This is a genomic window from Phormidium pseudopriestleyi FRX01 (assembly GCF_017313335.1).
In the GTDB taxonomy this organism is placed as follows: Bacteria; Cyanobacteriota; Cyanobacteriia; order Cyanobacteriales; family Laspinemataceae; genus Laspinema; species Laspinema pseudopriestleyi.
Genome location: NZ_JAFLQW010000084.1, coordinates 1 through 9,310 on the forward strand (window position 1 = coordinate 1; position 9,310 = coordinate 9,310).

At 43.1% G+C, this 9,310-nt stretch carries 14 protein-coding genes; 9 read left to right on the forward strand and 5 right to left on the reverse strand.

The features are described from left to right. Nucleotides 1-29: 29 nt before the first annotated feature. The 3 genes from J0895_RS03475 to J0895_RS03485 all read right to left on the reverse strand — a co-directional run bounded on the left by J0895_RS03475 (nucleotide 30) and on the right by J0895_RS03485 (nucleotide 2,612). A complete protein-coding gene (locus J0895_RS03475) occupies nucleotides 30-941 on the reverse strand; it encodes a Bpu10I family restriction endonuclease (protein ID WP_207086738.1) in 912 nt (303 codons plus the stop codon). Between the two features lie 13 nt (nucleotides 942-954). Further along, nucleotides 955-2,226: a DNA methyltransferase gene (locus J0895_RS03480; protein WP_207086739.1), complete on the reverse strand. Its 1,272-nt coding sequence runs from the start codon at nucleotides 2,224-2,226 to the stop codon at nucleotides 955-957. A gap of 206 nt (nucleotides 2,227-2,432) precedes the next feature. Continuing rightward, on the reverse strand, nucleotides 2,433-2,612 hold the full coding sequence (locus J0895_RS03485) for a hypothetical protein (RefSeq protein WP_207086740.1): 180 nt from the start codon (nucleotides 2,610-2,612) through the stop codon (nucleotides 2,433-2,435). 208 nt (nucleotides 2,613-2,820) lie between these two features. Between J0895_RS03485 and J0895_RS03490 the strand changes: the two genes are divergently transcribed. The 4 genes from J0895_RS03490 to J0895_RS03505 all read left to right on the forward strand — a co-directional run bounded on the left by J0895_RS03490 (nucleotide 2,821) and on the right by J0895_RS03505 (nucleotide 4,000). Beyond that, nucleotides 2,821-3,003, forward strand: coding sequence for a hypothetical protein (locus J0895_RS03490; protein ID WP_207086741.1), 183 nt, complete (start codon nucleotides 2,821-2,823; stop codon nucleotides 3,001-3,003). Nucleotides 3,004-3,012: 9 nt separating this feature from the next. Further along, nucleotides 3,013-3,369, forward strand: a complete 357-nt coding sequence (locus J0895_RS03495) for a nucleotidyltransferase family protein (RefSeq protein WP_242541023.1) — start codon at nucleotides 3,013-3,015, stop codon at nucleotides 3,367-3,369. Then, nucleotides 3,359-3,694 carry a HepT-like ribonuclease domain-containing protein gene (locus tag J0895_RS03500; RefSeq protein ID WP_207086742.1) on the forward strand — a complete coding sequence of 112 codons (336 nt, stop codon included), beginning with the start codon at nucleotides 3,359-3,361 and terminating at the stop codon, nucleotides 3,692-3,694. The genes J0895_RS03495 and J0895_RS03500 overlap by 11 nt, the downstream gene beginning before the upstream one ends. Before the next feature lie 102 nt (nucleotides 3,695-3,796). Continuing rightward, nucleotides 3,797-4,000 (forward strand): DUF433 domain-containing protein, encoded by a 204-nt coding sequence (locus tag J0895_RS03505; protein ID WP_207086750.1) that lies wholly within the window; start codon nucleotides 3,797-3,799, stop codon nucleotides 3,998-4,000. A 22-nt stretch (nucleotides 4,001-4,022) separates the two neighbouring features. Here J0895_RS03505 and J0895_RS03510 read toward each other — a convergent pair whose 3' ends face one another. Continuing rightward, nucleotides 4,023-4,574, reverse strand: coding sequence for a Uma2 family endonuclease (locus J0895_RS03510; RefSeq protein ID WP_207086743.1), 552 nt, complete (start codon nucleotides 4,572-4,574; stop codon nucleotides 4,023-4,025). Between the two features lie 236 nt (nucleotides 4,575-4,810). Between J0895_RS03510 and J0895_RS03515 the strand changes: the two genes are divergently transcribed. Next, on the forward strand, nucleotides 4,811-5,338 hold the full coding sequence (locus J0895_RS03515; protein WP_207086744.1) for a DUF29 family protein: 528 nt from the start codon (nucleotides 4,811-4,813) through the stop codon (nucleotides 5,336-5,338). Nucleotides 5,339-5,683: 345 nt separating this feature from the next. Here the strand turns inward: J0895_RS03515 and J0895_RS03520 are convergent, their stop codons facing one another. Continuing rightward, the gene (locus J0895_RS03520; RefSeq protein WP_207086745.1) at nucleotides 5,684-6,652 is read right to left on the reverse strand and encodes a nodulation protein NodZ; all 969 of its coding nucleotides are present in this window, start codon (nucleotides 6,650-6,652) and stop codon (nucleotides 5,684-5,686) included. 395 nt (nucleotides 6,653-7,047) lie between these two features. Here J0895_RS03520 and J0895_RS03525 point away from each other — a divergent pair, with 395 nt between their 5' ends. The 4 genes from J0895_RS03525 to J0895_RS03540 all read left to right on the forward strand — a co-directional run bounded on the left by J0895_RS03525 (nucleotide 7,048) and on the right by J0895_RS03540 (nucleotide 9,166). Next, nucleotides 7,048-7,236 carry a hypothetical protein gene (locus J0895_RS03525; RefSeq protein WP_207086746.1) on the forward strand — a complete coding sequence of 63 codons (189 nt, stop codon included), beginning with the start codon at nucleotides 7,048-7,050 and terminating at the stop codon, nucleotides 7,234-7,236. Between the two features lie 443 nt (nucleotides 7,237-7,679). Next, nucleotides 7,680-8,165 carry a globin family protein gene (gene apcA, locus J0895_RS03530; protein ID WP_207086747.1) on the forward strand — a complete coding sequence of 162 codons (486 nt, stop codon included), beginning with the start codon at nucleotides 7,680-7,682 and terminating at the stop codon, nucleotides 8,163-8,165. A 68-nt stretch (nucleotides 8,166-8,233) separates the two neighbouring features. Continuing rightward, nucleotides 8,234-8,719, forward strand: a complete 486-nt coding sequence (gene apcB / locus J0895_RS03535; RefSeq protein WP_207086748.1) for an allophycocyanin subunit beta — start codon at nucleotides 8,234-8,236, stop codon at nucleotides 8,717-8,719. A gap of 243 nt (nucleotides 8,720-8,962) precedes the next feature. Then, entirely contained in the window at nucleotides 8,963-9,166 is a 204-nt protein-coding gene (locus J0895_RS03540) for a phycobilisome linker polypeptide (protein ID WP_015147227.1), read from the forward strand. Nucleotides 9,167-9,310 lie beyond the last annotated feature (144 nt).

Here is a 9,310-nt window from a genome sequence, read left to right on the forward strand (position 1 = left end):
CCTATTTAGGTAAATTTCCCAGTAGTTTCCTAAAAATGGCCTCTTTCTAAGACGCGATCGATACCCGGCGAGGTATCGTCGATTAAAGTTTGAATTTTATCAATCATCCGTTGAAAAACATCGAAATAGTATTGAGAAGCATCCAAAAAATCAGCGTAAGATTGACGGTATCTCCGTCTAGCTTCCGGGTTTTTATATTCTTGGCGGACATTTGCCGAAATGCGTCTAGATTTCCGAACGATTAACACATCATCAATTTCAGTTGCCGCAATTGAAACAGGAATCATATCCAGAAATTCACCAACAAGAAAGTACAATGAACTGGGTACTGCTATTTTTAAATCCCGGCTAGTCGCAACAGCTTCTTGAAACATGGGTTTGTCTAAATTAGTTTTGCATTCAACACAGACATATCCCAAATGAGACTCCAGCAGCTTACAATTGGTAAACTGGCTATCAAACGCTGTTTTTAAATACAGTTTTTTCCCCAAGATAAAATCTTGATTTTTGGTTCTTAAGAGAGGTTCTCCCCCCTGTCCAGGATTACCAAGAGAAGAAATAAAACTCAATCCAGAAAATGTATTTTTTGGGCCTATTTCAAAAGAATCATCTAATCCTGTTAAACTCCGGTAAATGAGTTGAGGGAGAAACTCTTCAAGAATTGAATTATCTAATTTGAGTTGTCCCTTTTGGCGATACAAAAAATTATCAGGACTATCAAAAATCAGATCGAGTTCGATGAACCGCTTGTATCGGTTGGTTGCTTCGACTAATCTTTCAACAGTATTGTCTTGAACCGAATCAATAGATTCTAGCTCTTGAATCCACTGCTGATATTGGTGTAGTGCTTCCTCCATGCGTTCCCGATCGCCTGCGGGTAATTTGTCGTTTTGCAAACAAGCCAGCAGTTTATCATGGTGAGGAGTTGGTAATTTTAACATGGCTGAATTTTGATTATTTGATAAAACTGTTTTCTGGGTTGGTTTGGCTGACATAGAGAGGCGATCGCTCTATTTCCGGAACCTTGGCGATCGCCTCCAACAACGCCCCTTTATTTTTCTCTGAAACCTGTTCCAATCCATTCTTCAGCGCTGCTTTGGCAATTTGTCTCACTCCCGCCTCCCAATCCCCTGCGGATAAAGTAGTATTAGCTTGAACTAGGTGCAATAAATCTTCACGAATCATCTTCCCAAATTTATTTTTAAATTGTCGCTGCTGAGTCAGAACCAATTCAAACTGACCCCCTAGGGTTGCCAGTTCAGAAATAATTTTAGCATTGTAAAAAGGAACGCCTAACACGGTGGATTCATACCCCACAACAAAGATAATCCGCGCTCCTGGTTTACAAACTCTTTTGATTTCCTTGAAAATTAAGGTTAAATCCAGACAATATTGAATCACTGTGAAAAATCTATTTCTCCGATTTGCCCGATTTGAGCCAATTTCAGATTTAGCAATTTCTAGTAAATTCCAGTTTAAAAACTCTACAGAATTTCGATAATTTTGATGATAGTTAAAAACATTAATGTAAGGAGGAGACGTTAAAATAAAATCAATGCTATCCGTGGTAACCGGAAGACATCGAGCATCCCCTAAATGGCTTTTAAGCGAATTTTCCGAGTTAGGAAAATCTCGAATCCATTGACAAATTGCAAAAAATGCAGTATTAATTTCTTGGATATTAATGGGCTGCTGAATATCTAAATCCAATAAAATGACCAAAGCATCTAAAATTGCCTGTTCTAACGGGGTTACTTCCTGATAAATTCTGCATAAACGGGTCTGAAACGCTGGAACTTCTAGGCGATCGCATTCTAATGTCTGAAATAACTCAGGTTGGGGGAACTGTTGCTGTAATTTGCCGGATACCGAGGTGATGATTCGATGGCGATCGCCCAGTCGGAGATTGATAAACTCATAGATCCGACTTAAAATCCAAGCTGCCGGATTTAACTCACATCCCACCGCTTTTAATCCCAAATAACCGCACTCATACAACACCGTTCCACTACCACAAAAGGGGTCCAGAACTGTAGCATCTCTCGGACAATAGGCGAGTAAAAGATTTTCCACCAATTGCGGCGAAAATTGTCCGCGCCAGGTAAACAGGTTGGTTCGGCGCTTGTCTTCTATATCTAAAAGGTGTTGAGAAATACCCTGATTAAATTCCTGCACCGCACTTGCCGAAAATTTGTTGCGGAGTCGGTTGGCGAAAAATGTACTCATTGCTGTGACTTTAAATGAATAGAAGGCGATCGCCGGGGGAGATACCTGAACATCCCCAGTCTATATCCTCATTTTCGCCAATTTTACCACTCAGTGGCCCCATTTGACGCTCCTAGGCGACCCATCCCTATTCTGAGCCTACATTCCGCAGGTAAAATAGGAGAGTATGGAATATTCTAAAACCATGACAGACATAGCATCCAGCATTATTGTACAGGATATTGACCACTGTGGCATAGTCTCGGGCATCGCCGAGCGATCGCCAGGGTATTCTCCACAAACAGTACATCATCCCGTGTAAAGATAGCCATATAGACTTGTTCTAAATCCGTTAAGCCCATCTGCAACGCACCCACTAAGCACTCGGCAACCGTCACCGATCCCACCACTGGCGTAATCCCAGACTCTAATCACTCAAATATTGGATCAACCTGATCGACAAAGCTAGGATTCCGTTCTACATTTTCATCATTCGCCTCGCAACACCTGACTTCGATGCTCATCCCCTTCCCGCCGAGTGCGTGAAACCCACTCTTGGGCATCTTCTCCCATCATTGGATAGGGAACCATTCCTTTTAAATCGCTCCGGCGACAATGGCGGTGGCTCCACTTCCCCCAGTTGGCGTTTTCCTCGGCGACGGATTATCTGCATGGCTTGGAAACCCAAATGGCGGCGACTCTCCCAGTATGGCGGGATGCACTTTATCTGGAGTTTCATCGCTGCTGTTAGACCACGGAGGGCGATCGCATCATGGCGGAGGCGAGGGTAAAATATGAGTGCGGTTGATGATTTATCCCGATAAAAGAGCAGGTGGTTTAGTCATGGTGGAACTTAATGGTTTAAATTATTGTAATTTTGGGGAGGTGTATGGGGTGTTAAAACAGTATCTCCCTCAAGTTCAGTTAACTTACGGTGTTAAGTCTTTGGGGGTCTTTGGTTCTTTTGTTCGGGGAGAGATGACGGATAGTAGTGATTTAGATGTTTTGGTTGAGTTTGAGGGGGCACCAACGTTCAGAAAATATATGGATTTAAAGTTTTTCTTAGAGGATTTATTTGGGCGGAAGGTGGATTTGGTTATTCAGGGAGATATTAAGGCTCAGATTCGAGAGAGGATTTTAAAAGAGGTGGTCTATGTCTCGTGATCTAGGGCTATATTTGCAGGATATTTGTGTTTGCATTGATAAAATAAAAGATTACATAGAGGGTATGGATTATTCCGAGTTTGTTCGAGATACAAAAACATTAGATGCAGTTGTTCATAATTTGCTGATTATTGGGGAGGCAACTAAACAGATTCCCGATTCTCTGAGGCAGCAATATACTGAAATTCCCTGGCGACAGGTGGCAGGTTTAAGGGATGTAATTGTCCATACTTATTTTATAGTTAATCCTCAAATAGTTTGGAATATTATTCATGTTGAGCTTGAACCATTATACAGAACTATCATGCTTATGCTAAATGATTAGAATCTAGTTAATTAATGAGGATATTATGATGAAATGCTACGAAAAATATAAAGATAGTGAGATTGAGTGGATAGGCTCTATATTGAAAAAGAGGTACAAACAATGAACTATGGCGATCGCATCACCCTAGAACCGGGCAAACGCACTGGTAAACCCTGTATTCGTGGAATGCGAATCACTGTTTATGATGTGCTCTATTATTTAGCCTCTGGCATGACCTACCCAGAAATCCTGGATGACTTTCCCTATCTTACCCAAGAAGATATCTGGGCTGGCCTAAGCTATGCCGCCGAGCGCGAACACTAAACCTTACTGGTGCAAATGGGGGTTAATCCAGACCTCGATAGAGCCGATCGCTGGAAAATTCAAAGTTGAGGCTGGTGAGGGTGATGCGATCGCCTGCCTCATAAATCGTGGTTTCCCAAGTGTCGGAAGCAGTGCGGCGACGGCATTCGACCCGCTGGCTGTCTTGGGAAATCAGCACATATTCTTCCAGACTGTCGAGGTTTTGGTAGTCGGTGAATTTGAGGTCTCGGTCAAAGGCTTCGGTGCTGCTTGAAAGCACTTCGGCGATGAATTTAGGATACCGTTTAATGTAGCGGTCTTGGCGATCGCGCGGATCACAGGTTACGAAGGCATCGGGGTAGTAATAAAACTCATCTTTGTAGTTGACTTTTACAGTGCTGCCGTAGAAGCGACTGGGTGAGTCGCCAAGGTGTTGATCAATCTCACTCAGGAGGTTTATTGCAATCCGTGAATGGCGATCGCTACCCCCTGCCATAGCATAAACAAGGCCATGTCGGTATTCGTGGCGGATGGGGTTTTGGCGATCGAGAGCGAGGTAGTCGGCAGGGCTGATATGGTGGGGAATGGCAATCATGGGGGTCTATTGGGTAAGCTACGAGACACCCGTTTGGGTGGGGTGGGAAACCCTACCCCCATTTTAAACCCAAATTCGGATTGGGTATAGTCTAAAATATAGAAAGCTGTTTGGCATCTCAATTGTGAAAACCCCTCAACCCACCGGGTTGTAGGGGGAGCTTTGAGCTTCCCAGGATGGCTCAGATTAAATGCTGAACAGTTTAGTCATCTAGTGGATGAGATTAGGGCTAAGTTATGACTCAAGAACTCGTAGATTTAAGAACAAGTATTTTAGAGGGACGGTATCCCGATGCTTTGGCAATCATTGATGAATTAGAAGGAATGAGTAAACAGGCAATTCTGAGGAATATTCAATCTTTTTTGTTAAAAATCTTAATTCATTTAATTAAAAACCAAGTTGAACAGCGATTGACGAATTCTTGGGCGACTTCAATTCGCAGTTCGTTACGAGAAATTCAGAAACTCAATTTAAAGGATAATAAAACTTCTTATTATGTGAAACAACATGAATGGCAGGAAATGCTAGAGGTGGAATTTGAGGAAGCGATTCGTGAGGCGAGTGAGGAAGTATTAGAGGGTGAGTATAGTCCTGATGAACTGTTAGAACGAATCAATCAAGAGGAGGCGATCGCCACGGCACAAAGTTTGCTCAATTTGACTTATCTCCATTCGGCTAAGGAATTACCCGCCATGATTGATGAAAGTTTAACCCGGTTAACCGGGGGAGAGGATTGGAGTGCTGGCAAGTGGCGGAAAAAATAGCTGATCAGGCGATCGGCTTTACCTTACAGATATAATCTAAGGAATACATCCTCCAGAGCAGGCGATCTCATGACCATTATCAAGGAATTAGATGATTTTCTCACCTCAAGTAAAGATGCTCAAGAAGTCAAAAGAGCTTTAGCTGCTCAAATGATTTTGACGGGAATATAGCGCGTCTAAATCATTCTGACAGAGAGATAGCGAAGATCGAGGTAAGTGCGTTCCGCACTTGCGGCGCCAACGCACTCCAAGGTTCTTGGGCTTGGATCCATTATCAAATTCATTTAGGGTCGCTATATCAGATTGTCGGTCGTCCTCAATCTGTCATGATGCTGCTAAAATGATTTAAAATTTCCATATATTTTCAAGCTTTAATTTAACTCGTTTAATCAGGGATTTTTCCCGCTCAATATCATAGCGCCGAGCCTGGTTATTAGTCATTAAAAGACTGGCCAATAAACCAAAAGATGATTGTGAGGAAAATAGTAAACGGTCACAATCCGCCAGCAAATATAAATCAACTAAAGCTTCAATGCCATTTTGAATTAAATCTTGACATTCATGATTTTGATGCAGTCGTTTTCCTGAAGGAGAAAACCACTTATTTGTTGAAATAACATTGATAAATTTTTCTTTAAATAAAGATAAAACCTCTTGAGAATCCGTTGCTAAACATATCTTATAGTTAGGGTGTTTGAACTTAACCGTCCTGACAATTGATTGGAGAGATGCTTCTATTTCTGACAAAGGAACCTTCATATCCGAGTAACGAATATGGACCCCAATCATATAATCTGAAAAGTATTCTTGTTTAAATTGCTCAACTTTTAACCGAATATCCTCTTTTAAGGTGAGGTTAGACTGTAAAACTAACTTGAGAATTTCCGGATTCGTTAGCTTGGCGAAATGACTATATTCTCCAGTAAATAAAGAGCGCATTTTATGAATTTTATGGGTATAAGCTGATAACACAATAATAGTTTCGGGATAATCCAAACGGGATACATCAAAAGACAGGTCTTTATCACAATTGAGACCTGACTCATTGAGTAAAGACCCCAAGGAACGATGCAGTTGATTCTGCCAAGGGGTAGGATAAATCGAATCAGTCACGGGTAACACTTCCACGGACTGTGCCACCGGACAATCGAAATAGCGAAAAAATAAGTTAGTTCCCGTATTAGAATAACTCCCATCCCGCCAATCAACCACCAACTGGCGACCACTGAACTGAGCATATAAAATTCCCGTTGCTACCGCTAAAACACGATTGCCAATACCGGACGTTCCTTTAACAACTATATAGTTTGCCATAGGGATAATGGATCAATTACCGCTATCTAAACACAGGAATCTTAACACAGTGGTTTAGTTTCGTCAAGAGCAACCTCGACCCAACACTATCCCTGTCAAACGTGAAATCCTACGCCCAACAATTGTTATCTTCTTGGGGATAACCTGTTAGATTAGGTGTGGTCCAGAATAGATCTTAGGGTGACAACACCTATTACAATGAGAAAACCCTATATAGCAGTCCTAAATTAGTCTGAGCCTAAAATTCAGGATTTGATAATTTATGTAATTCATTTAAGGCGATTAAGTGTTCAGTTAAGTTTTTTGCTGATGGTCAAATATTTACCTTACCCAAACTTTACTACTAGGGAGCTTGGCCACAACTGCTGCAAGGATTACTATATATCTAAAAGGCTTTGAAGAATACCCTGGTTAAATTCCTGCACCATACTCGCCGAAAATTTCTGGCGGAGTGGGTTGGCGAAAAATGTACTCATGGCTGTGACTTTAAATTAATAGAAGGCGATCGCCGGGGGGAGGTCCCTGAACATCCCCAGTCTATATTCCGATTTTCGCCAATTTTACCACCCAGTGGCCCCATCTGACCGTCCTGGGCGACCCATCCCTATTCTGAGAGGTCCTCCCGTTAAAATTACAGATACGCAATTTTAACGCTCAAATTAAAACAGCTTACTTAATTACCAATTGTCAACTTGAGAAACTGAGGCAAGCAGGCTAAGAATAGGGGTCAAACCCTCTTTAGCTGAGGAAAATTGTTACAAAATATTAAGTAAAGAGTGCGAATGTAAACGTGATGCTGCAAAATATCCGTATTTGCAAAATCCAGTCGAAGTCAAAAGTTTTTTTGTGAACCACCTTCCCTTAGAATACTGCTAGGGAGAAGTGGGGTAACTCAGGAAAAAGGGACTCAAACCCAAGCACTGAGTAAAAAAACCTAAAAACACAAAACCCGAGAAAGGTCTTGCAAAACCCAGATTAATATCTTATATATCTGGATACACACTCTCATTGTTGGAGGAAGTAGTTAATGAGTATCGTCACGAAGTCCATCGTGAATGCTGATGCTGAGGCTCGTTACCTGAGCCCGGGCGAATTAGATCGGATCAAGTCTTTCGTCACCACTGGTGAGCGCCGCGTTCGCATCGCCCAAATCATGAGCGAATCCCGCGAGCGTATCGTCAAGCAAGCTGGCGATCAACTGTTCCAGAAGCGTCCTGACGTAGTTTCTCCCGGTGGCAACGCCTACGGTGAAGAAATGACCGCCACCTGCCTGCGCGATTTGGACTACTACCTGCGTCTGATCAGCTATGGCATCGTTGCTGGCGACGTCACCCCGATTGAAGAAATCGGAATTGTCGGTGTTCGTGAAATGTACAAATCTCTCGGCACCCCGATTGAAGGCGTTGCAGAAGGCATCCGTGCCATGAAGAACGTAGCTGCTTCCTTGCTGTCTGCTGAAGATGCATCCGAAGCTGGCTCCTACTTCGACTATGTTATCGGTGCGATGCAGTAGAGCTGATCTCTACTTCATTCGTTTAAGGTAAATAATCACAGATCGCGCAGTTTAAGGAAACATAAAAAATGCAAGACGCAATTACTGCTGTTATCAATTCCTCTGACGTCCAAGGTAAGTACCTAGACAACTCCGCTCTTGACAAACTCAAGGGCTACTTCCAAACCGGCGAACTCCGCGTTCGTGCTGCAACCGCTATCAGCGCCAATGCAGCCATCATCGTTAAGGAAGCCGTTGCCAAGTCCCTGCTGTACTCGGATGTAACCCGTCCCGGTGGTAATATGTACACCACCCGTCGCTATGCAGCTTGCATTCGTGACCTCGACTACTACCTCCGTTATGCCACCTATGCGATGCTGGCGGCTGACCCCTCCATCCTCGACGAGCGCGTGCTCAATGGCTTGAAAGAAACCTACAATTCCTTGGGTGTGCCGATCGGTGCAACCGTCCAAGCAATCCAAGCCATGAAAGAAGTGACCGCCGGTTTGGTAGGTCCTGATGCCGGTAAAGAAATGGGCGTCTACTTCGACTACATCTGCTCTGGCTTGAGCTAAATGGTGAGTGTGGAGCCTGTAGAGCAGCGATTGAAAAATCATCGCTAACTCGGACAACGCTCTATTAACTCGACCTAGTTTTGAGGACAGGGAAGTCAAGAGTGAGTGTTAGCTCGTCAAAGGCTTGAGAAAAAATTTCGATGAGTTTTAACGAGCTAGTATTGACTCTGGACTCCCTGGCTTCAATTAAGATAGTTTTGTTCAGATCCAAATTTTTTCCACCGAAACAGGAGCAAGAAGCCCATGAGAATGTTCAAAGTGACGGCTTGCGTGCCAAGCCAAAGCCGGATTCGCACCCAGCGGGAATTACAAAATACATACTTTACCAAGCTCGTTCCTTACGACAACTGGTTTAAAGAACAGCAACGGATTATGAAAATGGGTGGCAAAATCATCAAAGTGCAGCTTGCCACTGGCAAACCCGGTATGAATACCGGCATATCTTAATTCTTACCGAAATTCGCCGTAAAGCCCCTGACTTCAGACATGGGGATATAAGGCGAGCTAAGTCTTGTCCATTCCATGATCAGATAAAATTGCGATAGGAATAACCATCTGCGTGTTGATTCAACCTAGTACGGAGCGATCCCG

Coding starts and splice junctions, on each gene's coding strand:
- J0895_RS03480 (WP_207086739.1), bottom strand. CDS start 2,226: ATGAGTACATTTTTCGCCAACCGACTCCGCAACAAATTTTCGGCAAGT.
- J0895_RS03540 (WP_015147227.1), top strand. CDS start 8,963: ATGAGAATGTTCAAAGTGACGGCTTGCGTGCCAAGCCAAAGCCGGATT.
- apcB (WP_207086748.1), top strand. CDS start 8,234: ATGCAAGACGCAATTACTGCTGTTATCAATTCCTCTGACGTCCAAGGT.
- apcA (WP_207086747.1), top strand. CDS start 7,680: ATGAGTATCGTCACGAAGTCCATCGTGAATGCTGATGCTGAGGCTCGT.
- J0895_RS03505 (WP_207086750.1), top strand. CDS start 3,797: ATGAACTATGGCGATCGCATCACCCTAGAACCGGGCAAACGCACTGGT.
- J0895_RS03500 (WP_207086742.1), top strand. CDS start 3,359: ATGTCTCGTGATCTAGGGCTATATTTGCAGGATATTTGTGTTTGCATT.
- J0895_RS03490 (WP_207086741.1), top strand. CDS start 2,821: ATGGCGGTGGCTCCACTTCCCCCAGTTGGCGTTTTCCTCGGCGACGGA.
- J0895_RS03495 (WP_242541023.1), top strand. CDS start 3,013: ATGATTTATCCCGATAAAAGAGCAGGTGGTTTAGTCATGGTGGAACTT.
- J0895_RS03475 (WP_207086738.1), bottom strand. CDS start 941: ATGTTAAAATTACCAACTCCTCACCATGATAAACTGCTGGCTTGTTTG.
- J0895_RS03515 (WP_207086744.1), top strand. CDS start 4,811: ATGACTCAAGAACTCGTAGATTTAAGAACAAGTATTTTAGAGGGACGG.
- J0895_RS03520 (WP_207086745.1), bottom strand. CDS start 6,652: ATGGCAAACTATATAGTTGTTAAAGGAACGTCCGGTATTGGCAATCGT.
- J0895_RS03510 (WP_207086743.1), bottom strand. CDS start 4,574: ATGATTGCCATTCCCCACCATATCAGCCCTGCCGACTACCTCGCTCTC.